This is a genomic window from Brevundimonas sp. GW822-FHT03E11 (assembly GCF_058801445.1).
Genome location: NZ_JBXANG010000002.1, coordinates 64,802 through 90,771 on the forward strand (window position 1 = coordinate 64,802; position 25,970 = coordinate 90,771).

Below are 25,970 nucleotides of genomic sequence, written 5' to 3' on the forward strand. Positions count from 1 at the left end.
GGAGAATACCATGCGCCACGCCACATCCTGCATATGGGCGGCGACCCTGGTCGCCCTACCGTTTATCGCCGCCTGCACCTCGACCGGCGTCGAAAACCGCTACCAGACCGAGCTGGACGCCCTGGAGGCGCGCTGCACGGCCCGGCGGGGGATATTGGTCACCACGGGTCTGCAGACCGGCCGCCCAGAGACCGACTACGCCTGCCGGATCAGCGGCGTGGCCAGCCGAATCCCCGGCGACTGAGGGCTGGGGCGCCGCGCCTCAACCGCCTCACGCGCCTTGTTACTTGACGTTGACGTAAACGTAGGGTTCTTGGCGACCAAGCTTTGATCCGACCCGGCCGTAAGCCGCGCCGCCCTTTCCGGGCGACGTCGCTCCGGCCCAAAGATGGAGACTCCCTGTCATGGCTGACGCCTATATCTACGACGCCGTCCGCACCCCCCGCGGCAAGGGCAAGAAGGACGGCTCGTTGCACGAGATCACCGGCCTCAGCCTGGCGACCCAGGTCCTGGAGGCCCTGCGCGACCGCAATGACCTGGACACGTCCAAGGTCGATGACGTCATCCTGGGCTGCGTCACGCCCGTGGGCGAACTGGGCGCCGACATCGCCCGCACCGCCGTTCTGTCCGCCGGCTGGTCGCAATATACGGCCGGGGTTCAGGTGAACCGCTTCTGCGCCTCGGGCCTGGAAGCCGTGAACATGGCCGCCGCCAAGGTGAAGTCGGGCGAGTCCGACTTCGCCGTCGGCGGCGGGGTCGAGGTCATGAGCCGCGTGCCCATGGGTTCGGACATGGGCGCCTGGCCGACCGATCCGTCGTCCGCCTTCCCGACCTATTTCGTGCCCCAGGGCGTGTCGGCCGACATGATCGCGACCAAGTACGGCTTCAGCCGCGACGACGTGGACGCCTATTCGGTGGAAAGCCACAAGCGCGCCGCCCGCTCCTGGGCCGAGGGCCGGTTCAACAAGTCGGTCATCGCCGTGAAGGATCAGCTGGGCCTGACCATTCTGGACCGCGACGAGACCATTCGTCCGAACACGGACATGCAGACCCTGGGCGGACTGAACCCCTCCTTCACCATGATGGGCGAAATGGCCTTCGACAGCGTGATCAACCAGCGCTATCCCGAGGTTGAGCGGGTCAACCACGTCCACACCCCCGGCAACTCCTCCGGCATCGTCGATGGTTCGGCGGGCGTGCTGATCGGTTCGCTTGAGGCCGGCCGGGCCCTGGGGCTGAAGCCGCGCGCCAAGATCCTGGGCGGCGCCTCGATCGGCTCGGAGCCGTCGATCATGCTGACCGGACCCGAATATGTGTCCAAGAAGCTGCTCGGCAAGCTTGGCATGACGACCGACGACATCGACCTGTGGGAGTTGAACGAGGCCTTCGCCGCCGTGGTGCTGCGCTACATGCAGGCCATGAACATCCCGCACGACAAGATGAACGTCTGCGGCGGCGCCATCGCCATGGGCCACCCCCTGGGGGCCACCGGCGCCATCATCACGGGCACGGTGCTGGACGAGCTGGAGCGCTCGAACAAATCGACGGCCCTGATCACCCTGTGCATCGGCGGGGGCATGGGCACCGCCACCGTCATCGAACGCGTCTGATCCATTGCTCCCCCGTCGGGGGAGCTGTCAGCGAAGCTGACTGAGGGGGGCGAACCCATCGCCGGCGTCGGCGGCGGCCCCCTCCACCGCTTCGCGGTCCCCCTCCCCCGCTGGGGGAGGATCTGAGGAAGAGAGATTATGGAAAACTTCAAGATCGACATCGACGCCGACGGCATCGCCGTCATCGCCTTCGACGTGCCGGGCCGTTCGATGAACACCCTGACCAGCGCGGTGATGAAGGAGATCCCGGAACTGGTCGAACGGATCAAGACCGACGAAACCATCAAGGGCGCCGTCATCACCTCGGGCAAGGCCTCGGGCTTCTGCGCCGGCGCGGACCTGGGCGACATGGCGGGCGGCGTGCTTTCCGGCGGCGGCGACCTGCAGAAGGCCTTCGACGCCGGCTGGGCGCTGAACGGCGCCTTCCGCGCGCTTGAGACCTGCGGCAAGCCGGTGGCGGCGGCGATCAACGGCCTGGCCCTGGGCGGCGGGCTGGAGTTCACCCTCGCCTGCCACTACCGCGTGGTCGAGAACGACAACAAGATCCAGCTGGGCCTGCCCGAGATCAAGGTCGGCCTCTTCCCCGGCGGCGGCGGCACCCAGCGTCTGACCCGTCTGGTCGGGGTCCAGAACGCCATGATGGCGATGAGCGAGGGCAAGTCCTTCCGCCCGAACGACGCCAAGGGCGCCGGCATCGTCCATGAGGTGGTCGAAAAGGGCCAAGCGGTCGAGGCGGCCAAGGCCTGGATCAAGAACGGCGGCAAGGCCGTCCAGCCCTGGGACGACAAGTCCTTCAAACTGCCCGGCGGCGGCCCCTATCACCCGGCCGGCATCCAGAACTTCATGGTCGGCAACGCCATGCTGCGCAAACAGTCCTACGGCAACTATCCGGCCGTGGTGAACCTGATGAAGGCCGTCTACGAAGGGACCCAGGTGCCGATGGACGCGGCCCTGCGGATCGAGACCCGCTATTTCATCAAGACCCTGATGACGCCCCAGGCCCAGGCGATGATCCGCAGCCTGTTCCTGTCCAAACAGGAACTGGACAAGGGCGCCGTGCGTCCCGCGGGCGTGCCCAAGTCGGACCCGAAGAAGGTCTCGGTCCTGGGCGCCGGCATGATGGGCGCGGGCATCGCCTATGTTCAGGTCATGGCCGGCATTGAGACCGTGCTGATCGACCAGACCCAGGAAGCCGCCGACAAGGGCAAGGCCCATGTCGAGGAGCTGCTGAAGAAGCGTCTGTCGCGCGGTCAGATGACCCAGGAGAAGTATGACGCCACCCTGGCCCTGGTCACTGCGACGACCGACTATGACCACATCAAGGGGTCGGACCTGGTGATCGAGGCCGTGTTCGAAAACCGCGAGATCAAGGCCGACGTGACCAAGCGCGCCGAGGCCCAGCTGGTCGAAGGCGCCGTCTTCGGCTCCAACACCTCGACCCTGCCGATCACCGGCCTGGCCGAGGCCAGCGTGCGGCCCGAGGACTTCATCGGCATCCACTTCTTCTCGCCGGTCGACAAGATGATGCTGGTCGAGATCATCCTGGGCGAGAAGACGGGTCAGGCCGCCATCGCCAAGGCGTTGGACTATGTGCTGAAGATCAAGAAGACGCCGATCGTCGTCAACGACTCGCGCGGCTTCTACACCTCGCGCTGCTTCTCCACCTTCCTGATGGAAGGCATGGCCATGCTGGAGGAGGGTTACGGCCCGGCCCTGATCGACAATGTCGGCCGGATGACCGGCATGCCGCGCGGCCCGCTGGAGATGCACGACGACGTCGCCCTGGACCTGTCCTACAAGATCGCCAAACAGACGGCGCTGGACCTGGGCGACAAATACGTCCCGTCCGAGGGCGCCGACATCGTCGCCAAGATGGTCGAGGGCGGACGCTACGGCCGCAAGAACGGCAAGGGCTTCTACGACTATGATCAGAAGCCCAAGACGATCTGGAAGGGGCTGAGCGACCTGGCGCCGACCACCAAGGGCATCGATGCGCCCGAGGAGCCCGGCGCCTTCGCCCAGATCGACGAGCTGAAGACCCGCCTGCTGTATCGCCAAGCCGTCGAGGTCGCCCGCTGCTGGGCCGAGGGCGTCATCGACGACCCGCGCGAGGCCGACCTGGGTGCCATCCTGGGCTGGGGCTTCGCGCCCTGGACCGGCGGCCCGATCAGCATGATCGACGGCATCGGCCTGGCCAAGTTCGTCGAAACGGCGGATCGCCTGGCCGCGACCTATGGCGACCGGTTCATGGTCCCGGACCTGCTGCGCGACATGGCCGCCAAGAACGAGACCTTCTACGGCCGGTTCGCCCCGGAGAAGGCCGCCGCCTGATCGGTTGCGGAAAGTGTGCGTACGGAACGGGCGGCCTTGGGGTCGCCCGTTGTGGTTTGAGGCCGCATTTCCCTTTTCGTCATTCCGGGCGAAGGGCCGCTTGGCCCGTAGACCCGGAACCCAGCGGCGCGCGAGAGCGCGAACCTGTCGCGGGCTCGGTGTTCAAGCATCGTGCGGCGGATGGATTTCGCCTTCGGCGCCTCCCCCGGTCCCGCTTCGCGGGCCGGAGGAGGACGAGGGGTTCCGGGTCTCCGCTGCGCTCCGCCCGGAATGACGAAAGGAGAGGATGCCGCGTCCCCCAAAAAAGACCCGCCCGACACGAGGTCGGACGGGTCGCTCCGCCGCCCCTCGCGGGGTCGGTGGCGGGTCGCTTGGGGCGACGGAGTATCCTTAAGGTCCGGAGAGGCTCAGCCTTCCAGATCCTGGCCTTCGTCGGGCTCGGGCGTGCCCAGCAGTTCATCGGCGATCTTATTGGTCGAGGCGCGCACCGCCTTTTCGATCGAGGCGGCGATGTCGGGGTTCTGTTTCAGGAATTCGCGCACATTCTCGCGGCCCTGACCGATCCGGGTCGAGTCATAGCTGAACCAGCTGCCCGACTTCTCGATCACCCCGGCCTTGACGCCCAGGTCGATCACCTCGCCCAGTTTGGAGATGCCCTCGCCGTACATGATGTCGAAGATGACCTCGCGGAACGGCGGGGCGACCTTGTTCTTGACCACCTTGACCCGGGTGGTGTTGCCGACCACCTCGTCGCGGTTCTTGATCGCACCGGTGCGGCGGATGTCCAGGCGCACCGAGGCGTAGAATTTCAGCGCATTGCCGCCCGTCGTCGTCTCAGGGCTGCCGTACATGACCCCGATCTTGTGACGGATCTGATTGATGAACAGGACGATGCATTTGGACTTGGAGATCGAGGCCGTCAGCTTGCGAAGCGCCTGGCTCATCAGACGGGCCTGAAGGCCGGGCAGGCTGTCGCCCATCTCGCCCTCGATTTCCGCGCGCGGCGTCAGGGCCGCGACCGAATCGACCACCACGATGTCCACAGCGCCCGAGCGCACCAGGGTGTCCACGATCTCCAGCGCCTGTTCCCCGGCGTCGGGCTGGGACACCAAGAGGTCGTCCAGGTTCACGCCCAGCTTCTGAGCGTAGACTGGATCCAGGGCGTGTTCGGCGTCGACGAAGGCGGCGACCCCGCCCTTCTTCTGCACCTCGGCCACCGTGTGCAGGGCCAGGGTGGTCTTGCCGGAGGATTCCGGGCCGAACACCTCGATCACCCGCCCGACCGGCAGGCCGCCGATGCCCAGCGCCATATCCAGACCCAGCGAGCCGGTCGAGACGCTTTCGATCTCGGCTACCACGCCGGCCTTGCCCAGTTTCATCACCGAGCCCTTGCCAAAGGCGCGATCGATCTGGGCGATCGCCGCCTCGAGGGCGCGTTGTTTTTCGCCGTCTTCCTTGCCCACCAGTTTCAAAGCCGCCTGTGCCATTGCCTTCGTCTCCCTTGCCATGATTCCCGTCAGAAGCTTGGGAGAGACCCGCCATGGACCCGCCCCCGTTTTGGTGAGGCCGACTATGTGCACGGTTTGTTCCTGTTCACAAGATGTTCTCGTGAGGAACAGCGAGACTCTTCGGATCTACGTCCGTTTCTGACGTATCACTCCGCGGTGACGTCGACTGCCGCAGCCGGTTCGGCGTGGCGCGCGGCCAGGGACAGGCCGCAGCCGAGGATCAGCACGGCCGCCGACAGGCCCGCGAGCGTATGGACCAGGGCGCCGTTCGCCCCGGCTCGGGTCGGCGCCAGGGGCCGGACCAGGACGAGGATCAGCAGGGCGATCAGCGCCAGGGCCCAGGCCTGGCTCATGCCCACGCCCAGGAAGATGAAATGGCCCAGGCCGAACAGCCAGCCGCCGACCAGGACCGTGGCCACGGCCGCCGGCGCCAGGGCCGCCCACCGCTCCAGCCGGGCGCCGATCAGGGCGGCGAGCGCCGCTGCGAAGGCCGCGGCCAGGCCGGTCCAGACGAGCAGCAGGGCCGCCTCGGGCGCGATCGCCTGAACCAGGCCGCCCAGGATCAGCACCAGGACGATCGCCCCCAGCCAGCCGCCCCAGACCGTCTCGTCCTCGCCATCCGGCCAGAGGCTTAGGGCGACGCCGATCCCGGCGGCGCCGAGCACCAGATAATCGACCCCGCCCAGGACCATCGCCAGAACGGCCGCCGCCGCGACCACCCCGGCCAGCAACCGCCGCCCGATCAGGGCCCGACCCGCCATGAGGGCCAGCAGGACCGCCAGGACGGCCAGACCCACGCCGGCCTCCATCCACGGCAGGCGACGCAGCATCATGTAATAGGTCTCGGCGGAGTCGATCCGCTCGCCGATCGGCCCCGCCAGAACCCGCGCCGCCTGGGCCGCCACCATGCCGACGCTCAACAGCCACAGGCCGCCGGTGAAACCCTTCACCCCCTGTCTCCAGGTCAGGCCGGTCGCATGGCGCGCGCCCCAGGCGGCGAAGGCCGTGAGCGCAAAGGCCAGGCCCAGCAGGCCCCAGCCCGTCTGCGGCCCATGCCGCAACACGCCCAGGCCGAAGACGTCGGAATAGACCGAGTTCCGCGTCGCCTGGGGCAGGGTCGGCGCGCGCAACAGGGCGTCGGCCGTCTCCAGCGCCTGGGCGCCGATATGCTGGACGCTGCCCTGGTCCAGAGCCTCCGGCGTCGAACTGGGCGAATGATACTGAGCCGGGCGGCCGATGAAGGCCAGATTGACCCCCGCCAATCCCCGGTCGGCGGCGATGGTGAAGTCGGTGCCGTTGGGCATCAGCCGATAGACGAAGACGGCGAGCGCATTGCTGGACGGCCCGCCCTCAGCCCGCCGCGCCGCCCGGGCGTACAGATCGACGGTCTGGGCGTTGCCCGGCCCGGTCTCGAACATCAGGGCCCGACCGCCGCCGCCCCGCGCCTCCAGGTTCACCACCGCCCCGACCCGGTCGCGCAGCGGATGTTCGCTGAAGAAGGCGCGCGCTCCGTCCAGGTTCAGTTCCTCGGCGTCGGTCAGGAGGACGATCAGTCCGCGATCGGCCGGGCCCCGCGCCTTGATCGCCCGCACCGCCTCCAGAACGGCGGCCACGCCGCCGGCGTCGTCGGCCGCGCCCGGCGACCCCGGCACGCTGTCGTAATGGGCCATCAGCACGACCAGGGGCAGGCGCGGGTTCCGGCCCGGCAGGACGCCGACCAGATTGACGGCCGAGACCCCTTCCGTGGAAAGGCCGTTCCGCTCCATCCGCCGCACGGCCGCCGGAGACAGGGCGCCGGCCTGGAACGTCGGCGACAGGCCCAGTTCCGCCATCCGGCCATAGAGATAGGCCTGGACCAGGGCGTGGTCGGTCGAGCCGACCGGCCGGGGCGCCCGGGCCGTCAGCCGCACGTCCCGCATCGCCCTTTCGGCGGAAAAAGCGGCGGCAGGCGCGCTCGCCGGCTGGGGGCGAGGGGTCTGGGTGGTGAGCACGGCCAGACCCAGGGCCGCCGTCAGAGCCGCCAAAAACAAGACCAGCCGCATGCGATCCATCCCCGAAGTCTCTCGCTCGCCACTAAGGACCGAGGCGGTTCCGTTTCGCAAGAGCGAGCCGTCGGCGCCCCCTTCAGCGTCTCGTCCGGTTCCGCTCGACCCGGTTGCCGACCGCCCCGTCGCGGTCGTCGGCGCTGGAACCGAAGGGATAGCCCGCGTCATCGGCGCAATAGCGCCGGTTTCCCTCGCGCGCGCCGACCACCACCGTGCGAGGCCGCAGCCAGCCGGCGCCCGAGAAGCTATTGTCCGTGATCTGATTATAGGACGGCGTCTGGTGGCGGATCACCCCGTCCTCGCCGCAGTTGCGGTACAGAAAGATCCCGCCCCGACCGCCCAGGGCGAACCGGTTGCCGATGATGCGATTGGCGCCTGACCCGTCCACGGCGATCATTTCGCGCCCGGTGCGCAGGACGAAGTCGTTGTCCTGGATCAGGGCGCCCGCGCTTTCGGCGTCCAGATAGACGGCGGTGGAGACCGAACGACCGGTGAAGCGCGATTCCCCGACGGTCGTCCGCGTCACCCCCGGCCCGACATAGAGGGGAATGGTCCCTGTCGCCTGAAACCGCACCTGCTCCAGCACAGTGTCGGACGGAGCCGCCGCCTGGGCTGCGGTCGTATGGTCGGGACGGCGGGACGAGGCCAGGAGGTCGCGCATCGACCCGCCCGCCCCCATGCCCCAGATGCGGATATTGCCGACGACGGTGCAATGGCGCACCACCGCGCCGGTCGGCCGGCTCCACCCCTGCGGCGTCTGGCGCGACCAGACGGCGACGGTGGGGGATTGGGCGGTCGCCTCACCCGGCTGGCGGATCGTCCCGCCGCCGCAGTCCAGACCGGCGCCTGAGGCTTCCGCCCCCTCGATCAGGACCGGACGGGACACGTTCGCCCCCGCCAGGACGGCGCGACACAGCAGCCGATAGGGGCGGTCGGAGGGGGTGGTCAGGTCGCGCACCTCCTGCGGCGTGCACGGCCTGGCGGCGGGCCGGGCGGCGGGACGGTCGTCCATCGGCGCCAGCAAGGACAGCAGCAGGAGGCCGACCATTTCAGTCAGCGGCCGTCGCCGCCAGGGCGGCCCGTTCGGCGGCGCATCCCGGATTGGTCAGGCCGGTGGCGCGGCGCGCCTCCAGCTCTCGCCGCGCCGCCTCCGCCTCGGCCTGGAAGGCGGGCGCGGCGATGATCTGCAAGGCGACGGCCCGCCCGAGGGCCGCGCCGGCGGCGACGTCGCTGGGAGAGTTCATCGCGCAAACCATTCGGCTGACGCCGATCTGACGGCCGATGCGGCGCACCGCGCCCGCACGATCCGGCTCCAGCGCGGCCAAGACCTCGGCATAGGCCGCGCCCGCCGCCGCGCCCAGGGACGGATAGGCGGCGCTGTCGCGCATCGCCGGCGTCAGCCGTTCGCAGGCCGGGCGGTCGGGATCGTTCGACACAGGCCGGGCGCGACGCGCGCGGGCCGCGACCTGTTCGGACACGGTCCGCACATCGTGAAACGCCTTGGCCGCCATCCGATCCAGCGTCGGCGTCTCTGCATCGCCTCCCAGCCGAAGCCCCAGGGCGCAGTCGAAATGTTGCAGGGCCAGGGGCGGACGAACCTCGGCGTGGGCGGTGGCCAGCAGCCACCGATCCGACTGTTCCAAGGCCCGGAACCGGTCCGACTGATTGCGGTCTTGGCGGTCGGCGGCCGAGTTCGCATCGGGAGCGGACGGCGCGGCCTCAGCCAATCGCGCCAAGGCCTCGGGCGACAGATAGCCGCTGTCGGCCAGGACGAAGACCGGCGCGGGGGACGGCCGCCCCCCGCCCGCACAGGCCGACAGGACAAAGGCTGTCGTCAGAACCGCCGCGAAGGAGGCGGCGAACGGCTTCACCGCCCTTCGCTCCAGCTCAGCTGCACGGAGGTCTCTCCGCCTTCGCCGGGTGCGGCGACGACGTGGATATTGGTCGCACCCGCCGGGCCGCCGGCGGCGCCATAGGCGCGGGCGTCGCCCTGGTTCATCCCCATGACGGACGAAAGGCCGGCCTGTTCGGCCCGTTCACGATAAAAGGCCACCACCTCATCGGGGCTGGCGGAGGTTCGGAAGGTGACCAGGCCGCCGTCTCCGTGCGGTCCGGTCGCCGTCGTCCCCGGCTGATCCATGACCGCGCCGGGATAAAGGGCGGCGTAGTCGGGCGCCCCCGGCGCGGCGGGCTCAACGCCGCCGCTCGAGGCGGGAGCGGGGGCTTCGGCTGGGGGCGGAATCGCCGCGTCGCGCGCCTCAGCCGGTCCCGCCTCAGCCGGCGCAGCAGCGGCGCGCCCTTGAGCCGGGCGGGCTTCATCCTCTCGGCTGCAAGCGGCGAGCGTCAGTATGAAGAAGGCGGCCGAGGCCGCCGAAAGGCGTATCATCGGGGAATCGTCCCTTGGACCCTTAGTCGAGGCGGCACCGTGGCCTAAGGATGCGGCGCCAGCAAGGCGTTCAGTCGCCGCCGCGCCCGCCCTCGACCGGATCGCCCGCCTCGCCGGTGAAGCGCCGCCCGGACTCTGCGACGGCGTCGGGCTCGGCGTTTGACGGCGACTGCGGGTCCGCCTCCGCCCGCCCTTCGGCCGCCAGGGCCTCATTGATGACCGCCGAGTCGGGATCGTCGTCCGACCCGCTCGCCGAGCCGCCGCGTAACGAGCCCGCCCTCAGGTCCGAACCGGAGTCCGAACCGTCCAGCGCCTCGATCAGGGCGTCGCCCCTGCGCCCCAGGTCGGGCTTCTCGCCCATGTCCTGAGCTTCACGGGAGTCCCGGCCTTCGAGTTCCGATTCTGCGCCCTTGTCTTCCGCGTCCTTGTCGATGTCGGTCATGGCGCCGTCTCCTGTTCTGTCTCACTGCGTCAAAGGTCTGTGACCGTCTTCGGGTTCCCGTCCGCCGCGCCTTCCGCCCCGCGCCCCTTGAACCCCCGACGCCGCTTCCGATCTAAGCGTCATGATCCCCTTTTCCGTTCTCGACCTGTCTCCCATCATCGAGGGGGGCGACGCCCGTCGCGCCTTCGACGAGACCCTGGCCCTGGCCCAGGCGGCCGATCGGCTGGGCTATCAGCGGTACTGGCTGGCCGAGCATCACAACATGCCGGGCATCGCCTCCGCCGCGACCGCGATCGTCATCGGTCACGTCGCGGCGGGGACGGACCGAATCCGGGTCGGTTCGGGCGGGGTCATGTTGCCCAATCACGCGCCCCTGGTGGTCGCCGAACAGTTCGGCACTCTGGAGACCCTCTATCCCGGCCGCATCGACCTGGGCCTGGGCCGGGCGCCCGGAACCGACGGGGCCACGGCGCGCGCCCTGCGCCGCTATTTCGAGGGGGCGGACCATTTTCCGCGCGACGTCGTCGAACTGATCCAGTGGTTCGAGCCGCCCGCCGAGAACCAGCCGGTCCGGGCCGTGCCGGGCGCGGGGCTGCGCGTGCCGATCTGGCTCCTGGGCTCCAGCCTGTTCAGCGCCCAGTTGGCGGGGCAGCTGGGCCTGCCCTACGCCTTCGCCAGCCATTTTGCGCCGGAACTTCTGCTGGAGGCCCTGGCCCTCTATCGCCGAAACTTCACCCCGTCCGACCGGCTCGCCGCGCCCCACGCCATGGCCGTGCTGAACGTCTTCGCCGCCGAGACGGACGACGAGGGGGTCCGCCTGGCCACCTCGATGCAGCAGAGTTTCGCCCGGCTTTCGACCGGCAAGCCCGGACGCCTGCCGCCTCCGGTCGACGACATCGCCGCCGTTCTGACCCCCCAGCAGATCGAGAGCGCGCGCAGCCGTCTGACCTATTCCGCCGTCGGCGGGCCAGAGACCGTCAAAAAGCAGCTGTCGGACTTCATCGCCCTGACCCAGGTGGACGAGCTGATGATCACCGGCATGATGTTCGACAAGGCCGCGCGAATCCGCAGCCTGGAGATCGTAGCCGAGGCGCGTGAACGCCTGGCGGCCTGATCTTCGGACCGCAGGACGTCAGGCGCGCAGCTTGCCGCCCTGCTTCTCCACCGCCGCCACCACCTTGGCGGTCAGGGCCTCGATCTCGGCCTCGGCCAGGGTGGCCTCGCGCGGCTGGATCACCACTTCCAGAGCGACGGACTTGAAGCCCTCGTCCACCCCCTTGCCGCGATAGACGTCGAACACCCGGACGTCGGCGATCAGGGCCTTGTCGGCGCCGGCTGCCGCCCGGATCAGATCGCCGACCGGCTTGGCCTCCTCGACCACGAAGGCGAAATCGCGGGTCAGGGGCATGAAGGCCGACAGGTCGGCGGTTCCCCGCGCCTTGCCCGACCCATTCTTGCCTTTCTGGCCGCGCGGCTCGGGCACGGCGTCCAGCACGATTTCGAAGGCCAGCATGGGCGCATCGGCGTCCAGCGCCTTCAGCACGCGCGGATGCAGCTCGCCGAACTCGACCATCACATTCTTGGGCCCCAGCTGCAGGCGGGCCGAACGGCCGGGGTGCCACCAGTCGCGGTTCTGGCCCTGGACCAGTTGCAGCGAGGCGACCGGGGCGCCGATCTCCTCCAGCACGGCGGTCAGATCGGCCTTCAGGGCGAACAGGGCGTCTTCTCCGGCGCCGGCCCAGTGGCGAGCGGCGTGGGGCGCGACCAAGCCCGCGACGACGGTGCGCTGATCACCAGGATCGTCGCCCAGATAGATGGGGCCGATCTCGAACAGGGCGGCGTCGGCGAAGCCGCGCGCGGCGTTCCTCGCCGCCGCCTGGATCAGGTTCGGCAGGGCCGACGGGCGCATACAGTCCAGATCGGCCGCAATGGGGTTCTCCAGCACCAGCCGTTCGTCCCCGCCGCCGAACAGGGCGGCGGTCGATTGTTTGGTGAAGGACCAGGTGACGGCCTCGGCATAGCCAAGAGCGGCAAGCGCCCGGCGCGCCGTGCGGACGCGGGCCTGGCGGGGGCTCAGCACCCCGCCGGCGGGGCGGGCGACCTCGGGCAGGGGCGTGTCGGGCAGGCGGTCGAAGCCCTCGATCCGCGCCACCTCTTCCACCAGATCTGCCCGACCCTCGACGTCGCGCCGCCACGAGGGGGGGGTGACGATCCAGGGTTCGGCCTGACCGGCCGGGGCGGCCTGAACCAGGAAGCCGAGCTGGCCCAGGATGGTCCCGATCCGATCCGTCGGCAGATCCATGCCGCTGAGCCGCTTCACATAGGCGGGGTCGAAGGCGAAGGGCGCCGGCCCAGCCGGGGGCTCGCCGACGAAGACGATCTCGGACGGTTCGCCGCCGCACAGGTCCAGGATCAGGCGGGTGGCCAGCTCCAGCCCCGGCGTGACCGAGACCGGATCGACGCCGCGCGCGAACCGATACTGGGCGTCGGAATGGATGCCGAGCGCACGGCCCGTCTGGGCGATGACCAGGGGATCGAACCAGGCGCTTTCCAGGAAGACGTCGGTGGTGTCGTCGTCGCAGCCGGTGCTTTCGCCGCCCATGACCCCGCCCAGGCCGATGGGGCGCTCGCCCCCGGCGTCGGCGATGACGCAGTCGGCGGCGGAGACCGCATAGGTCTTGCCGTCCAAGGCGATCAGATGCTCGGGCTCGCCGCCCTCGATATGGGCTGTCCCGGCCGAAACCTGTCCGCCCCGCACCACGATCTCGGTCCCCGACAGCTTGGCCAGGTCATAGACGTGCAGCGGCCGGGCGCGGTCATAGGCGATCAGATTGGTCACATCGACCAGGCGGTTGATCGAGCGCAGGCCGATGGCGGTCAGGCGTTTCTGCAGCCAAGCCGGCGACGGGCCGTTCTTGACGCCCCGGATCACCCGACCGGCGAAGACCGGGCACATCTCGGGCGCGTCCAGCCGCACGCTGATCGGCGACGGAAAGCCCCCGCGCACCACGGCGATGTCGAAATGCTTCAGCTTGCCGACGCCGGCGGCGGCCAGATCGCGCGCGATCCCCGCCACGCCCAGCCAGTCGGGCCGGTTCGGCGTGACCTCGAAGTCGATGACGGGCTCGGCGCCGAACAGGCCGGCGACCGGGGTTCCCACCGGGATCTCCGGCGGCAGTTCCTGAATACCGTCGCTTTCGTCGGCCAGCTCAAGCTCCGAGGCCGAGCACAGCATGCCGTTGGACACCACGCCGCGCACCGGCTTCTCGACCAGGGTGACGCCAAGACCCGGCACATAGGCGCCGATGGGGGCGTAGATGGTGGTCAGGCCCGCCCGCGCGTTCGGGGCGCCGCAGACGATCTCCTTCATCCCGTCCACCGTCTCGACCTGACAGACCTGCAGCCGGTCGGCGTTGGGGTGGCGTTCGGCCGAAATGATCCGGGCCACGGTGAAGGGCGCCAGCTTGGCGGCGGGGTCGAGCACCTCCTCGACCTCCAGCCCGGCCATGGTCATGGCCTCGGCGATCTGATGGACATCGGCCTCGGTTTCGAGGTGATCCTTGAGCCAGGACAGGGTGAACTTCATGCCGGAACCCCGCCCAGAACCTGCTGAATATTGGTCAGAAACTCCGGCGCCCCGGTGAAGCCGACGCGCAGGAAGCGGCAGTTGACGAAGCTGCAGTCCTGGAAGGCGACCGTGCCGGTGACCTTTTCAGGGCCGACCGGCTGAAGCAGCAGATTACGCGGGTCGCCCATGGCGTCGCCCATGTTGCAGCCGTCGAAGCTGCACCCGCCCACGGCCAGCAGCACAGCCGGCCCTTCCAGAAAGCAGTCGCGGAAGGTCTTGCCTGCGATCATCGCCTCGCCGCGCTGCGCGGCCTCAATGACCAGCTGCGGCAGCCAGATATGGACGCCCTCATAGGCGGGACCGGCCCCGATCAGGGGCAGTTTCAGCGTGTCGTCTTCGATCTTCATGATTCAGCTCAGGCCCGAAGCCGGATTGGGGGCCGCAAAGGCCGAAAAGCCGTAGTGCGCCAGCCAGCGCGTATCGGCCTCGAACATGGGACGCAGGTCGGGCACGCCGTATTTCAGCATGGCCAGCCGATCCACCCCCATGCCGAAGGCGAAGCCCTGATATTCGTCCGGGTCGATGCCGCAGTTCTTCAGCACATTGGGATGCACCATGCCGCAGCCCAGGATCTCCAGCCAGTCGTCGCCGGTGTTGAACACCAGTTTCCCGCCGGATCGGTCGCAGCGGATATCCATCTCCGCCGACGGTTCGGTGAAGGGGAAGTGGTGCGGACGGAAGCGCGCCTGAACCGCGTCCAGCTCGAAGAAGCGGGCGATGAAGGTCTGAAGCGTGGTCTTCAGATGGCCCATATGGATGTCGCGGTCGATCACCAGACCTTCGATCTGGTGGAACATCGGCGTGTGGGTGGCGTCGGAGTCCTTACGGAAGGTGCGCCCCGGCGCGACGATGCGGATCGGGGGCTTTTGCGACATCATGGTGCGGACCTGCACCGGGCTGGTGTGGGTGCGCAGCACCTTACGCTCCCCCGACTCGGGGTCCGGCTTCAGGAAGAAGGTGTCGTGCATCTCCCGTGCCGGATGTTTCGGCGGGAAGTTCAGGGCGGTGAAGTTGTGGAAGTCGTCCTCGATGTCCGGGCCTTCCGCCACGGCGAAGCCCATCTCGGCGAACAGGGCGATCATCTCGTCCATCACCTGCATGGTGGGGTGGACCCCGCCCTTCCTGCGCGGCCGGGCCGGCAGGGTCAGGTCGATCCGCTCGGCCTGAAGCCGAGCGTCCAGTTCGGCGGCCTCCAGCTCGGCCTTCCTGGCTGCGATGGCGGCGGACACGCGGTCGCGCAGGCCGTTGATCATCGGCCCCTGTTCGCGGCGTTCGTCGGGGCTCAGGGCGCCCATCCCCTTCAGCAGGCCGGAAACGGAGCCGGACTTGCCCAGGGCGGCGACGCGCACCTCCTCCAGGGCGGCGACGGTTTCCGCGCCGCCGATGGCGTTGATCAGGTCGAGTTCGAGTGTGGCGAGATCGGTCATTTGGCCCGTGCCTTAGCGGGCCGGAGCCGTTTCGTCACCCTTCAAGGCGCGGTTTGCGCCCCGGCGATGGCCTGAAGTTCCGACGCCGGCGCCTTGTTGGCCGCGACGATCCAGGCGGGCGGTTCGGGCTCCCAGCGAATGGCTTCGCCGTCGGTGACCTTCCAGCGGTGCAGCCACGAGATCCCGTTGGCGCGGACATAGGTGTCGGCGTGCTGATAGATCGGGTCCGCCAGCGCCTCCTCCAGGGGCACGAACCGATAGCCGCGCGCCAGATAGAGGGCGTGGATCTGCGGATAATAGGCCTGGTTCAGGCTGTTGGCGTGCAGCAGCAGGACCTGGGCCGGCTCGCGCCCGCCGGTCAGTTCGGCGCTGTAGGGTTCATAGAAGTCGAGCACCCGGGTCATATGGGCCACATAGGCCTCGCCGATCCGCCGCTTCAGCGCCGCGTCGCCCAACTGCTCGGCCTTGCGATAGACGTCGGCGAACATCCAGTCGTTGTTGTCGATGGTGACCGGCGCGACCGTATAGCCGCGCTCGGCCAGGCCGGCGGCGATGGCGTCATGCTTTTCCTGAGTCTCGCCGGTGAAGAGATAGGGGTGGCGGAACCAGCGCAGGGTCCGCCCGTGCGCCTGAAGCGCGGCCCGTGTCGTCGCAGCGCCGGCGTCCACATCGGCCAGATAGGCTTCCGCCGTCGTCTGGTGGATATTGATATGGCTGAAGCTGTGATTGCCCAGGTCGAGCCCGGCGTCCAGCCACAGGTTCAGAACCGTCGGCAGGGTCGAGGCCCGCGTCGCTTCGCACACCCGGCCGTCGTTGACGAAGGCCGTCCCATGGGTATCCAGCGGCTTGAGCATGGCCAGGAAATCCGTCGTCAACCGCATCAGCTGCGCCGGGTCGCACAGGGCCGCCGCCGGCCCCTGATAGGGCAGGTCGTCAAAGGTCACGGCCACCTTCCGATCCTGGGCGAGGGCCGGGCTGCCGAGACCGGCGACCAGGGCGAGGATCAGGCTGAAGAGGCGGCGCGTCATACCCAAAGCCTAACGCCTGTCGCCGCACGCGCAACCCCGGCTTATTTCATCAGCTTACGGATCAATTGTCGGAAAGGCGCCGCGAAAGGTTCATCTACGGCAAAGCTGATGTTAAAGATCAATCGCTAAGCCCCCCCGATGTGGACATTGGGGGGCCGAATGCCGCTGGTGGGTGACTTTGTCGAATTGATCGCGCCGGTCGCCCCGTCCACCCTGGGCGCCGAGGTGTTCGACCGTTTCCAGCGAGAACCCAACACCCTGGCGATCGCGGTGGTGGGGCAGGACGGACGGCCTTTGGGGCTGATTGAGCGCAACGCCTTCACCCTGCGGATGGCGGCGGAGTACGGTCGCGCCCTCTACGCCCGCAAGCCGGCGGCAAGTTTGATGGACCGCAACGCCCCGGTAGCCGAGGCTTCGACCAGCGCGGAGTTCTTTTTCCAGGCCTATGGGGCGGCCGAACTTGGCGCCCTGCTGGGCGGCTTCATCGTTGTGGCCGACGGCCGCTACCTGGGGGTCGGCACCGCCCTGCAGATCGTCCAGGCCGGCGCCGCCCTGCACCGCCAGAGGGCCGAGGAGATGGGCGCCCTGGCCCGCGATCTGGCCGCCGCCGAGGCCGAGGCCGTCGCCTCCAGCCGCGCCAAATCGGAATTCCTGGCCGTGATGAGCCATGAAATCCGCACCCCTCTGAACGGCGTCCTGGGCGTCGCCGCCCTGATGGAGAAGAAGCTCGAGCAGGAAGAGCTGCGGCCTTACGTCCGCACCGTCATCGATTCCGGCCAGAGCCTGCTGCGGCTGTTGACCGACGCCCTGGACATGTCTCGCGCCTCGGCCGGGATGCTGACCCTGGAGGAGGAGCCGCTGAACCTGTCGGCCGTGGCCTTCGACATCGACGCCCTGTGGCGCGCGCGCGCCGAGGAGAAGGCGCTGAGCCTGACGGTCCGCACCGAGTTCGAGGCCGGCCCCTGGGTCAGGGCGGACGGCATGCGCATCAAACAGTTGCTGAACAATTTGGTCGGCAACGCCCTGAAGTTCACCCAGAGCGGCGGTGTGATCGTCTCCCTGTCCAGCCACTTGACCCCCGACGGGGTCAGGGTCGAGCTGACGGTGGACGACAGCGGTCCGGGCGTGCCTGAAGCGGCGGCGGCGACCATTTTCGAACCCTTCAACACCGGCAAGGCGGGGCGCGAAGGCGCCGGCGCCGGCCTTGGTTTAGCGATCTGTCGCCAGATCGCCGAACGGATGGACGGCGGCATCGGCCTCAGCGTCTCGCCCCTGGGCGGCGCGCGCTTCCATGTCGTCCTGCCCCTGACCGCCTGCGCGGCCGAAGAGGCCGCCGCCGCCGTTCCGATGGCCGAGCCCACCGCGCACGAGACCCTGCATGTCCTCGTGGTCGACGACAACGCCGCCAACCGTTTCGTCGCCGCCAAACTGCTGGAGATGTTCAACTGCACGGTCGAACTGGCCGAGAACGGACAGGAGGCGCTGGACGCCGTCAGCAACCGCCCCTTCGACCTGGCTTTGATGGACATCAAAATGCCGGTCATGGATGGGATCGTGGCGACCCGCGCCATCCGCGCCCTGCCCGGACCGGCCGCCCGCCTGCCGATCCTGGCCCTGACGGCCAACGCCGATGAACGCGACGAACTGGACTATGTCGCCGCAGGCATGAACGGGGTGGCGCAAAAGCCGATCCAGCCTGACGCCCTGTTGAACGCCATTCGCCTGGTCCTGGCCGAAGCCGAAGCAGAGACCCCGACGGCCGAGAGGGCCGCAGCCTGATCCCTGAAACGAAGAACGCCCGCCCCGGCGAACCGGAGCGGGCGTTGATCCTTGTCGCGAAGACCCGGCTTAGGCCAGGGCGGCGCGGACCTTGTCGGCGATCGCCTTGAAGCCGGTCGGATCGGCGGCGATGGCGGCCAGAACCTTGCGGTCCAGCTCGACGCCGGCCTTGTTCAGGCCGTTGATGAACTGGCTGTAGGTGAAGCCTTCGATACGGGCGGCGGCGTTGATGCGCTGGATCCACAGGGCGCGGAAGTTGCGCTTCTTGGCGCGGCGGTCGCGATAGGCGTATTGCCCGGCGCGGTCGACGGCGGCCTTGGCCGTACGGATCGTATTCTTGCGGCGGCCGGAGAAGCCCTTGGCCTGCTCCAGAACCTTCTTGTGCTTGGCGTGCGAAGTTACGCCACGTTTCACGCGAGCCATGTCGCTATTCCTTCAAATTCTTTGGGTTGGATCAGTTCGTACAGCGCGCGCCGATCAGGCGTACGGCATGTAGGACTTGATCTTCTTGGCGTCGGCGTCGGACATGGTCTCGGTGCCGCGGTTCTGGCGGATGTATTTCGAATTGTGGCTGATCAAGCGGTGACGCTTGCCCGCAACCCCGGCCTTCACCTTGCCAGTGGCCGTGAATTTGAAGCGCTTCTTGGCGCCCGACTTCGTCTTCAGTTTCGGCATTTCAGTCTCCTTGTTGGAGGGGCGACCGTCCTTCGGACTGCTTGAGCCCGTCGGGTGAGGTGTCTCTCCAGAGTTATGAACCGCCCAGGCATGCCTGTTCGCCCGGCGGTTCGGTACGCGAAGGCGCGGCTTCTACGCGAAGACCGAGGCCAGCGCAAGATGAGTCAGGCCGGGGCTTTCACGCCGTCATCGACCTTGCGAATGACCCGCCCCGCATTCAGCGCCATCACCGCCGCCGGAACTGTCAAGAGCGCGCCGATCAGGAAGGGCCAGTCATGCCCCAGGCCGGAGAACAGGCCCCCAGCGACCATGGGGCCGAAGATGCGCGCCACCGAGCTGGAGGCCATGTTGAGCCCCAGCATGGCCCCCTGCCGATCCGGCGGCGAGGCTCGGCTGATCATGGCCGAGATATTGGGCATGGCCAGGGACATGCCGCAAGCGCCCACGGCCATGATGATCGGAACGACCCATCCCTGCACCACCGGCAGGGACAGGCCGCCCAGCTCCAGCCGGGCCGCCGGGAACCACTCGACCGGCGCCAGCACCTGAAGCACCAGCGAGGCCCCGAACAGCAGCATGCCGGTCGCCAGCACCCGCGCCTCGCCGAACCGGCGCGCCAGCCGCCCTGCCAGGAAGCCCTGATTCAGGACCGAAATCACGCCCACGATCATGAAGCTGAGCCCCACCTCGCGCGCACCCCAGGCGTAGCGGCTTTCGGACCACAGGCCGAAGACGCTCTCCATGGCCGAGAAGCCGGCCATATAGATCAGGGTGACGACCAGAACCCGCGACACCACCGGATTGGTCCGCGCGTCCTTCAACCCCGCCAGGAAGGCCGGACGCGCCGCCGTGGGATCGGCCTTGGCCCGGCTTTCGCGCAGAAAGACCATCACCCCGACGGCCGCCAGGGCCGCCAGGGCTGCGGCCAGGAAGATCGGCAACTGGTAGCCCAGCCGCCCCAGCTGCGGCTGGGTCAGCAGTCCGCCCAGCCCCGGCCCGACGATGAAGCCCAGGCCGAAGGCCGCGCCGATCAGCCCCATCCGCCCCGCCCGCTGTTCCGGCGGGGTGACGTCGGCCACATAGCCCTGGACCGTCGAAATATTGCCCGCCCCCAGGCCGGTGAACAGCCTGACCGCGACGGCCAGCCAGATATTGGGCACGAAGGCCAGCATCAGATAGCCCAGCGCATTGGCCACGAGCGTGACCAGCAGCACAGGTTTTCTTCCCACCCGATCCGACAGCCGCCCCCAGAAGGGTTCGGCGAAGAACTGGCCGAGCGAATAGGCCGAAAACATCAGGGTGATCTGCCAGGCCTCGGCCTTCAGGCTCTGGGCGAAGAAGGGCAGCAGCGGCACGACCAGCCCGAACCCCACCAGATTGATGAAGACCACCGCAAACAGAACCGCCAGGGCGGGCGCACGAACGGCGGGGCTCGGGGTCGTCTGGGTCATGCCCCACGCTTAGCGCGACGCTTGGCCTGCGAGAAGCGCCGTCCTGACGTCGTCGATCGAATCCCCGCCGGATGCGCCGCCCAAACCTTCACTGTCCTCCGAGCCACGCCACGAGGCCGCCCGCCAAGGCTTTCCAGACAGGATTGGGATAGAGCGACGTGGCCACGACCAACCAACCGATCGCCCAGGCAGTGGCCCATGCCACACCCGCCGATATCCGTCGATGCATGACGAGGTCGAGGAACATAGGGGCGAGCAGGGCGAGAGCGCTGAACCCGCAACCGGTGATGAAGGCACAGGCGAATCCATCGCCTAGCACTGGCTGTAAGGACTGGCCCAGAAGCGCGAAACTCCAACGTCCGAAACCTGCGTCGGCGAGCGCCAGGGTCGATAACAGCATCAGCCGTTTGTGCAGCGCGCCCTTGGCGCGATTGATGAAGCCCGCGCAGACCAGACCGGCGAAGCTGATCATGTCGCTCATGGACACGGCCAGGAAGGCGGGATCCGCCGCCGGGGAACCCAGGCGATTCACTTGGACGATGAGCGCCGTCGCCGGCCCCAGGACCAACATTACCCCCGCGAGCGCCATCGCCGCCAAGCCCAGGGTCCGATGCAGGCCGAACCTGCCTTGACGGATAAAGACGACCTGGGCGGTAAACACCACCAGCCAGCCCGTGAACACCAAGGCGTGAATATGCACGATCAGCGGGTAGGTGAGATCGCCGGCGCGAGACTGGCGCACCATTTCGCCGCCGAACCCCATGATCACGCCCAGCCAGACCACTGCGGTCATGACGGGAAAGAACCAGGCGTCCGCCTTGGGCCGCGGCGCCGCAGCCGTGGCGAGATGATTCATCGGACCCCCCCTCGCGCCGATCCCCATCGACTTCGCGAAACTTAGAAGTCCTTTAGACGCGGCGCCAGTCTCAAGGACGGGCCGTCAGAAAATTTGCCTGAGACCGGCGTCAGTTCGCGCCCACTGGATTGTTCATTTCCAGGAACCGCACCGTCTCGCGCAGCATCTGCATCCGGGTGTCGGCGCGCGACAGCCAGTGATCCTCGCCCCTCAGCTCGATGAACTCGACCGGCTTGTCCGCCCGTCGCAGGGCCTCGGCCATGACCCGGCTCTGTTCGATCGGAACGACCGTATCGTCGCGGCCATGGAGCAGCAGCAGAGGGCCGGCGCTCGCCTGGGCCTGATAGGCCGGCGACAGGGCGTCCAGCCCGCGATCGTTCAGGCGTTCGGCCCCCATGAACCGGTTCCAATAGCGAACGGTCTGGCTGTCGCGGCGGGCCTCCTGGCGCGCCTCCCAGTTGACCATGCGGCGCAGATCTGAGACGCCCGCCACGGCGACGCCGCAGCGATAGACCCCCGCGTCCAGGGTCATGCCCGCCATGGCCGCATAGCCGCCGTAGCTGGCGCCCACGATACAGACCCGCTCGGGGTCGATGATCCCTTCGGACGCCAGCCAGCGGACGCCGTCCGACAGGTCGGTCTGCATCTTGCGGCCCCATTCGCCGTAGCCGGCCTCCATGAAGCTGCGGCCGTAGCCGGTGGAGCCGCGGAAGTTGGCCTGGAGCACCGCATAGCCGCGCGACGCCAGGGCCTGGGCCCACCAGTCGAAGCCCGCCTCGTCGCGAGCGGCCGGCCCCCCGTGGGCCAGGACGATCAGAGGCAGGGCCTTGGGCGTCTCTACGCCCGGCGGCAGGGTGAGATAGGCGGGGATCTCCAACCCGTCGGCGGCCTTATAGGCCACCCGTCGTGTCGCGCCGACCTGTTCGGGCAGGACCGTCGGATAGGGTTCGGCCAGAATCTCCGCCACGCCGCGGCGGAAGTCGATCAGCTGATAGACACCCGCCTCGCCCTGATCCGTGAAGACCACAATCTGGTCTTGCGCGTCGTTCCACGACACCAGCTTCGGCCGCTTGCCGGCAAAGGCGCGCTCGATGGCGGCCCAGCGACGCGCCGCATCCGCGTCGATGAACTCATAATGGACGCCGTCGTCCTCGGTCCGGCCCGCGCCGATCAGAAGTTGGGTGACGGGATGATGCACCAGAAAGTCAGGATGGTGTTCGAAAGGCAGGGGGCTCCACTCGCCGCTGTCCACATCCACCTCGAAAAGCACGTCCAGGGTTTCCGCCTCCGGATCCGCAGGCGCCAGATCGGGTCGATCCGCCCCGATGATTATCGATCGCGCCGTGCGGCCCAGACCATAGAAGGCCGGGGTGTCGATCGGCGCCTCCGTCGACCAGCCGTCGCGGAAGAAATTCCCCTGCTTGAGGCGCAGCGTCCATTGTTTGCTGCGCTCGACATAGCGGCCCATGGCGATCACGTCGCCGGACGGGTCCTGCACGAAGTCTTCGATCTCCCGGTCCATGCCCTTGACGGGACGGCCGCGCCCGGAGGTCAGGCTGATGGCGTGAAGATCGATCTGATTGGTCACCAGATTGACGCCGCGCGCATAAAGCGTCGCGCCCTCATCCGAGCGACGGATCGTAGCCGGGCCGTACAGAACGGCCAGCACGTCCGGCGTCCGGTTCAGAACCTGGACCATTCGTTGGGTCTGAAGGTCGAGGATCTGACCGAAATACAGTTCGGACCTGGGCACCCCCAGAGAGGCGATGCTCTCGGTGCGAGAGGTGACGACCAGCACCTTGTCCTCGCCGAGCCAGCGCAGGTCGCGGACCTTCACATCCCCGACGTCGGCGACGAACAGGAGCCCGCCGCTCATATCCGTAACGACCAGGGCGCGGATTTCGCCGGCGACGGTGATGCGGGCCAGGCGATCGCCGCTCGGCGACAGCTCCAGATATTCGATCGCCGGCAAGGCGCCGTAGGCCTCCAGCGGCGGCGCGTTCTGAGCCGAAGCCTGAGCCGGAATCGCACCGCCCCCGCACACGGCCGCCGCGACCGCCACGGCGGCCGCCCAAATCCTCAATCCGAACACCACGCCCGTCCTCCCCCGAGTCCCGGCTCCTTTTCAGACCCTCAAAGCCCAGGTTGCAAGACCTCTTCGCTCAGGACGCAAAAAAGAAAACGCCCCGGCCGTTTCCGACCGGGGCTTTCAGAACTCGGCGATGAATCGGTCGATCAGCGCGGGGCCAGGATCATGATCATCTGGCGGCCTTCCATCTTGGGCGCGAACTCGACCTTGGCGATTTCGTCGAAATCGGCCTGGACCTTGTTCAGCAGCTTCATGCCCAGTTCGGGGTGGGCCATTTCACGACCGCGGAAGCGCAGGGTGACCTTCACCTTGTCGCCCTCGTCGAAGAAGCGGTGCATGGCCTTGGCCTTCACCTCATAATCGTGGGTGTCGATGTTGGGACGGAGCTTGATCTCCTTCAGTTCGACGACCTTCTGGCGCTTGCGCTGCTCGGCCTTCTTCTTCTGTTCCTGGAAACGGTGCTTGCCGTAGTCGAGGATCTTGGCCACCGGCGGCTCGGAGGTGGAGACGATCTCGACCAGATCCAGCCCGGCTTCCTCGGCGGCTTCCAGAGCGGCGGAGGTGGGCATGACGCCCTGCTTTTCCCCGTTCTGGTCGATGAGCAGAACGCGAGGGGCGCGGATATCCTGGTTCATACGCGGCCCGTCTTTCACGGGTGGCGCTTGCATGGGACGGCGAATGGGCGTCGTTTCCTTATGTGGTCAAAGAAGGCGTGTGTCGTGATGAGCGAACGGGCGCGGCTGTGGCCACGGTCCCCTCTCGCCCGGCAATATGCGTCAGGAAGCCCTATTTTTCAAGGCTCGGCGGGCGCTCCGGCGATATAGGCGTCGTGCAGGGCCAGCACGGCCTCGAAGACATGTTCGACCGTCAGGTCCTCGATCGGGGCGAACTGGCCGCGCGTTTCGTTCGAGGCGGCGGTGCGCGTCTTGGGGCCCCAGGGCCCGTACAGCCACCATTCCGTGGGCCCGAACAGGCCCAGCGTCGGGCGGCCCAGGGCCGCCGAGACGTGCATCAGGCCCGAGTCATTGCCGACGAACAGATCGGCCCGATCGATGGCGGCGGCTGAGGCCAGGATGTCGCCCTTGCCGACGAAGTCGATCCCCCGCGGCCCCGCCGCCTCCAGGGCCGGGGTCGCCGGCGGCCGGTCGCCCGGCCCGCCCACGGGCATGAAGCGCCAGCCGTCGAAACGGGGCTCGGCCTTCAGCTTCTCGACCAGGGCGCCCCAGCGGTCGGCGGGCCAGCTCTTGCCCGGCTGGTGGGCGATGGGGGCGAGCGCAATGATCGGTCCGGGACCGGCGCCGCCGGCCAGCTGCGGATCAATGACGGCGGCGGCCTCGGCCCGCGCCTGATCGTCCAGGAAGATTTCGGGATCGAGCGGCGTCTGCGACCCCATCAGGCGCGACACCATCTCGACCTTGCGCAGGCCGGTCTCCCAAGATCGGTTGTAAACGATGCGCCGTTTCGCCGGGATCAGATAGGCCAGGGCCGAACCGCGAATGTCGATCACCAGGTCCCAGCGCGTACCGACGACCTGTTTCCAAAGATCGACCCAGTGACCGGCCATCTTCTTCTTGTCGAGCACGAGGGTCCGGACCACGCCCGGCGCCGAGCGGAAGAAGGGGGCGGGCGGGCGACCGCAGGCGACGGTGATCTGCGCCCCCGGAACCTGACGCGCGATCTCTCGGATCACGCCCGAGGAAATCACGCAGTCGCCGATGCGGTTGGAGGTGACGAACAGGACCTGGGGTGCGGACAAACGACTGACCTTTCACACCGTCATCCTCGGGCTTGACCCGAGGATCGGGTGCGCCGCGAAAGACTGCGGATGGAGTGGCGACTGTCGCCGCCTTCAGCCGTCCGTGTGCGTCACGCCCGATCCTCGGGTCAAGCCCGAGGATGACGAAGACGCGAACAGGAGGATGACGCCCATACAAAGTCGCGGCACAAGAGCCCCATGAACGATCTTCAACACCTGTCCCGCCCCGATGGCGAAACGCTCGCCTTCAAACGGATCAACGGCTCCGTTCCCACCGTCGTTTGGATCGGCGGCTTCCGTTCGGACATGGAGGGGACCAAGGCCCTTGCCCTGGACGCCGCCGCGCGCGACCGCGGTTGGAGCTTCATCCGCTACGACCATTTCGCCCACGGCCAGTCGTCCGGCGACTGGCGCCGGGCCACCATCGGTCGCTGGCGCGAGGATGCGATCGCCCTGATCGACAGCCTGTCGGGCCCGGTCATCCCGGTCGGCTCGTCGATGGGCGGCTGGGTCTCGCTGCTGGCGGCCTTGGCGCGGCCACAGCGGATCAAGGGTCTGGTCCTGATCAATCCGGCCCAGGACTTTACCGAACGGCTGATGTGGCCAGGCCTGGCCGACCACGAGCGCCAGGCCATAGTGCGCGAGGGCAAGACCCTGATCGTCGAGGAGGGCCTGGGCGAATACGTCCTGACCCGTCGCATGTTCGAGGAGGCGCGGAACTGGCTGCTGCTGGACGGCGTCATCGACATCGCCGCCCCGGTCCATATCCTCCAGGGGCGGGCCGACGACGTGGTGCCCTGGCGCCATCAGGTCGAACTGATCGAGCGGCTGACGGGCGGCGACGTCCGCCTGGACCTGATCGACGGCGGCGACCACCGGCTGTCGTCGCCGGCGGACCTGACCCGGCTGGTCGAGGCGGTGGAGGGGATGCGGGGCTGATCGACCCAACTCCTCCGTCA

Annotated in this window: 23 protein-coding genes; 6 read left to right on the forward strand and 17 right to left on the reverse strand. The window is 68.2% G+C overall.

What is annotated here, in order from left to right; translation table 11 throughout:
* Window positions 1–10 precede the first annotated feature (10 nt).
* The 3 genes from AC1RKE_RS03200 to AC1RKE_RS03210 all read left to right on the forward strand — a co-directional run bounded on the left by AC1RKE_RS03200 (window position 11) and on the right by AC1RKE_RS03210 (window position 3,941).
* Window positions 11–244, forward strand: coding sequence for a hypothetical protein (locus AC1RKE_RS03200; protein ID WP_348685347.1), 234 nt, complete (start codon window positions 11–13; stop codon window positions 242–244).
* Between the two features lie 160 nt (window positions 245–404).
* The gene (locus AC1RKE_RS03205) at window positions 405–1,610 is read left to right on the forward strand and encodes an acetyl-CoA C-acetyltransferase (protein ID WP_054764089.1); all 1,206 of its coding nucleotides are present in this window, start codon (window positions 405–407) and stop codon (window positions 1,608–1,610) included.
* A 138-nt stretch (window positions 1,611–1,748) separates the two neighbouring features.
* Complete coding sequence (locus tag AC1RKE_RS03210) at window positions 1,749–3,941, forward strand: 3-hydroxyacyl-CoA dehydrogenase NAD-binding domain-containing protein (protein ID WP_348684344.1); 2,193 nt, start codon at window positions 1,749–1,751, stop codon at window positions 3,939–3,941.
* 407 nt (window positions 3,942–4,348) lie between these two features.
* Here the strand turns inward: AC1RKE_RS03210 and recA are convergent, their stop codons facing one another.
* The 6 genes from recA to AC1RKE_RS03240 all read right to left on the reverse strand — a co-directional run bounded on the left by recA (window position 4,349) and on the right by AC1RKE_RS03240 (window position 10,322).
* Window positions 4,349–5,428 carry a recombinase RecA gene (gene recA, locus AC1RKE_RS03215; protein ID WP_054764091.1) on the reverse strand — a complete coding sequence of 360 codons (1,080 nt, stop codon included), beginning with the start codon at window positions 5,426–5,428 and terminating at the stop codon, window positions 4,349–4,351.
* A 167-nt stretch (window positions 5,429–5,595) separates the two neighbouring features.
* Window positions 5,596–7,491 carry a M20/M25/M40 family metallo-hydrolase gene (locus AC1RKE_RS03220; RefSeq protein WP_333897205.1) on the reverse strand — a complete coding sequence of 632 codons (1,896 nt, stop codon included), beginning with the start codon at window positions 7,489–7,491 and terminating at the stop codon, window positions 5,596–5,598.
* Between the two features lie 82 nt (window positions 7,492–7,573).
* Entirely contained in the window at window positions 7,574–8,542 is a 969-nt protein-coding gene (locus tag AC1RKE_RS03225) for a right-handed parallel beta-helix repeat-containing protein (RefSeq protein WP_348684345.1), read from the reverse strand.
* Between the two features lies 1 nt (window position 8,543).
* Window positions 8,544–9,365 carry a phosphatase PAP2 family protein gene (locus AC1RKE_RS03230; RefSeq protein ID WP_333897206.1) on the reverse strand — a complete coding sequence of 274 codons (822 nt, stop codon included), beginning with the start codon at window positions 9,363–9,365 and terminating at the stop codon, window positions 8,544–8,546.
* On the reverse strand, window positions 9,362–9,880 hold the full coding sequence (locus AC1RKE_RS03235; RefSeq protein WP_054764093.1) for a hypothetical protein: 519 nt from the start codon (window positions 9,878–9,880) through the stop codon (window positions 9,362–9,364). The genes AC1RKE_RS03230 and AC1RKE_RS03235 overlap by 4 nt, the downstream gene beginning before the upstream one ends.
* 70 nt (window positions 9,881–9,950) lie before the next feature.
* Window positions 9,951–10,322, reverse strand: coding sequence for a hypothetical protein (locus tag AC1RKE_RS03240; protein ID WP_054764094.1), 372 nt, complete (start codon window positions 10,320–10,322; stop codon window positions 9,951–9,953).
* 121 nt (window positions 10,323–10,443) lie between these two features.
* Between AC1RKE_RS03240 and AC1RKE_RS03245 the strand changes: the two genes are divergently transcribed.
* A complete protein-coding gene (locus AC1RKE_RS03245) occupies window positions 10,444–11,436 on the forward strand; it encodes an LLM class flavin-dependent oxidoreductase (protein ID WP_348683432.1) in 993 nt (330 codons plus the stop codon).
* 18 nt (window positions 11,437–11,454) lie between these two features.
* Here the strand turns inward: AC1RKE_RS03245 and pheT are convergent, their stop codons facing one another.
* The 4 genes from pheT to AC1RKE_RS03265 are packed head-to-tail and all read right to left on the reverse strand — an operon-like array spanning window position 11,455 to window position 16,405.
* Window positions 11,455–13,908 carry a phenylalanine--tRNA ligase subunit beta gene (gene pheT / locus AC1RKE_RS03250; RefSeq protein ID WP_348683430.1) on the reverse strand — a complete coding sequence of 818 codons (2,454 nt, stop codon included), beginning with the start codon at window positions 13,906–13,908 and terminating at the stop codon, window positions 11,455–11,457.
* Entirely contained in the window at window positions 13,905–14,297 is a 393-nt protein-coding gene (locus AC1RKE_RS03255; RefSeq protein WP_224761097.1) for a hypothetical protein, read from the reverse strand. Before AC1RKE_RS03255 ends, pheT begins: the two co-directional genes overlap by 4 nt.
* Before the next feature lie 3 nt (window positions 14,298–14,300).
* On the reverse strand, window positions 14,301–15,377 hold the full coding sequence (pheS, locus tag AC1RKE_RS03260) for a phenylalanine--tRNA ligase subunit alpha (protein ID WP_348683428.1): 1,077 nt from the start codon (window positions 15,375–15,377) through the stop codon (window positions 14,301–14,303).
* A 41-nt stretch (window positions 15,378–15,418) separates the two neighbouring features.
* Window positions 15,419–16,405 (reverse strand): polysaccharide deacetylase family protein, encoded by a 987-nt coding sequence (locus AC1RKE_RS03265; RefSeq protein ID WP_348683427.1) that lies wholly within the window; start codon window positions 16,403–16,405, stop codon window positions 15,419–15,421.
* A 159-nt stretch (window positions 16,406–16,564) separates the two neighbouring features.
* Between AC1RKE_RS03265 and AC1RKE_RS03270 the strand changes: the two genes are divergently transcribed.
* A complete protein-coding gene (locus AC1RKE_RS03270) occupies window positions 16,565–18,184 on the forward strand; it encodes a response regulator (protein ID WP_348683425.1) in 1,620 nt (539 codons plus the stop codon).
* Between the two features lie 69 nt (window positions 18,185–18,253).
* Here AC1RKE_RS03270 and rplT read toward each other — a convergent pair whose 3' ends face one another.
* From rplT to AC1RKE_RS03305, 7 genes are all read right to left on the reverse strand, one after another.
* Entirely contained in the window at window positions 18,254–18,607 is a 354-nt protein-coding gene (gene rplT / locus AC1RKE_RS03275) for a 50S ribosomal protein L20 (RefSeq protein ID WP_054764100.1), read from the reverse strand.
* Window positions 18,608–18,661: 54 nt separating this feature from the next.
* Window positions 18,662–18,859, reverse strand: a complete 198-nt coding sequence (gene rpmI, locus AC1RKE_RS03280) for a 50S ribosomal protein L35 (RefSeq protein WP_054766748.1) — start codon at window positions 18,857–18,859, stop codon at window positions 18,662–18,664.
* 164 nt (window positions 18,860–19,023) lie between these two features.
* Window positions 19,024–20,310 (reverse strand): MFS transporter, encoded by a 1,287-nt coding sequence (locus tag AC1RKE_RS03285; protein ID WP_054764101.1) that lies wholly within the window; start codon window positions 20,308–20,310, stop codon window positions 19,024–19,026.
* A gap of 88 nt (window positions 20,311–20,398) precedes the next feature.
* Entirely contained in the window at window positions 20,399–21,166 is a 768-nt protein-coding gene (locus AC1RKE_RS03290) for a hypothetical protein (protein WP_152949079.1), read from the reverse strand.
* 109 nt (window positions 21,167–21,275) lie between these two features.
* On the reverse strand, window positions 21,276–23,261 hold the full coding sequence (locus AC1RKE_RS03295; RefSeq protein ID WP_227976010.1) for an alpha/beta hydrolase family protein: 1,986 nt from the start codon (window positions 23,259–23,261) through the stop codon (window positions 21,276–21,278).
* A 140-nt stretch (window positions 23,262–23,401) separates the two neighbouring features.
* Window positions 23,402–23,923, reverse strand: coding sequence for a translation initiation factor IF-3 (infC, locus tag AC1RKE_RS03300; protein ID WP_039244129.1), 522 nt, complete (start codon window positions 23,921–23,923; stop codon window positions 23,402–23,404).
* A gap of 125 nt (window positions 23,924–24,048) precedes the next feature.
* On the reverse strand, window positions 24,049–25,011 hold the full coding sequence (locus AC1RKE_RS03305; RefSeq protein ID WP_348683422.1) for a glycosyltransferase family 9 protein: 963 nt from the start codon (window positions 25,009–25,011) through the stop codon (window positions 24,049–24,051).
* A 198-nt stretch (window positions 25,012–25,209) separates the two neighbouring features.
* Between AC1RKE_RS03305 and AC1RKE_RS03310 the strand changes: the two genes are divergently transcribed.
* The gene (locus AC1RKE_RS03310) at window positions 25,210–25,950 is read left to right on the forward strand and encodes an alpha/beta fold hydrolase (protein ID WP_348683420.1); all 741 of its coding nucleotides are present in this window, start codon (window positions 25,210–25,212) and stop codon (window positions 25,948–25,950) included.
* Window positions 25,951–25,970 lie beyond the last annotated feature (20 nt).

What these genes read in the sequence shown, in the direction of transcription:
- AC1RKE_RS03220 (WP_333897205.1), bottom strand. Translation starts at nt 7,491, where the DNA reads ATGCGGCTGGTCTTGTTTTTGGCGGCTCTGACGGCGGCCCTGGGTCTG.
- AC1RKE_RS03210 (WP_348684344.1), top strand. Translation starts at nt 1,749, where the DNA reads ATGGAAAACTTCAAGATCGACATCGACGCCGACGGCATCGCCGTCATC.
- AC1RKE_RS03285 (WP_054764101.1), bottom strand. Translation starts at nt 20,310, where the DNA reads ATGACCCAGACGACCCCGAGCCCCGCCGTTCGTGCGCCCGCCCTGGCG.
- AC1RKE_RS03205 (WP_054764089.1), top strand. Translation starts at nt 405, where the DNA reads ATGGCTGACGCCTATATCTACGACGCCGTCCGCACCCCCCGCGGCAAG.
- AC1RKE_RS03265 (WP_348683427.1), bottom strand. Translation starts at nt 16,405, where the DNA reads ATGACGCGCCGCCTCTTCAGCCTGATCCTCGCCCTGGTCGCCGGTCTC.
- rplT (WP_054764100.1), bottom strand. Translation starts at nt 18,607, where the DNA reads ATGGCTCGCGTGAAACGTGGCGTAACTTCGCACGCCAAGCACAAGAAG.
- AC1RKE_RS03225 (WP_348684345.1), bottom strand. Translation starts at nt 8,542, where the DNA reads ATGGTCGGCCTCCTGCTGCTGTCCTTGCTGGCGCCGATGGACGACCGT.
- pheS (WP_348683428.1), bottom strand. Translation starts at nt 15,377, where the DNA reads ATGACCGATCTCGCCACACTCGAACTCGACCTGATCAACGCCATCGGC.
- AC1RKE_RS03245 (WP_348683432.1), top strand. Translation starts at nt 10,444, where the DNA reads ATGATCCCCTTTTCCGTTCTCGACCTGTCTCCCATCATCGAGGGGGGC.
- AC1RKE_RS03235 (WP_054764093.1), bottom strand. Translation starts at nt 9,880, where the DNA reads ATGATACGCCTTTCGGCGGCCTCGGCCGCCTTCTTCATACTGACGCTC.
- pheT (WP_348683430.1), bottom strand. Translation starts at nt 13,908, where the DNA reads ATGAAGTTCACCCTGTCCTGGCTCAAGGATCACCTCGAAACCGAGGCC.
- infC (WP_039244129.1), bottom strand. Translation starts at nt 23,923, where the DNA reads ATGCAAGCGCCACCCGTGAAAGACGGGCCGCGTATGAACCAGGATATC.
- AC1RKE_RS03255 (WP_224761097.1), bottom strand. Translation starts at nt 14,297, where the DNA reads ATGAAGATCGAAGACGACACGCTGAAACTGCCCCTGATCGGGGCCGGT.
- AC1RKE_RS03290 (WP_152949079.1), bottom strand. Translation starts at nt 21,166, where the DNA reads ATGAATCATCTCGCCACGGCTGCGGCGCCGCGGCCCAAGGCGGACGCC.
- AC1RKE_RS03310 (WP_348683420.1), top strand. Translation starts at nt 25,210, where the DNA reads ATGAACGATCTTCAACACCTGTCCCGCCCCGATGGCGAAACGCTCGCC.
- recA (WP_054764091.1), bottom strand. Translation starts at nt 5,428, where the DNA reads ATGGCACAGGCGGCTTTGAAACTGGTGGGCAAGGAAGACGGCGAAAAA.
- AC1RKE_RS03200 (WP_348685347.1), top strand. Translation starts at nt 11, where the DNA reads ATGCGCCACGCCACATCCTGCATATGGGCGGCGACCCTGGTCGCCCTA.
- rpmI (WP_054766748.1), bottom strand. Translation starts at nt 18,859, where the DNA reads ATGCCGAAACTGAAGACGAAGTCGGGCGCCAAGAAGCGCTTCAAATTC.
- AC1RKE_RS03270 (WP_348683425.1), top strand. Translation starts at nt 16,565, where the DNA reads ATGCCGCTGGTGGGTGACTTTGTCGAATTGATCGCGCCGGTCGCCCCG.
- AC1RKE_RS03240 (WP_054764094.1), bottom strand. Translation starts at nt 10,322, where the DNA reads ATGACCGACATCGACAAGGACGCGGAAGACAAGGGCGCAGAATCGGAA.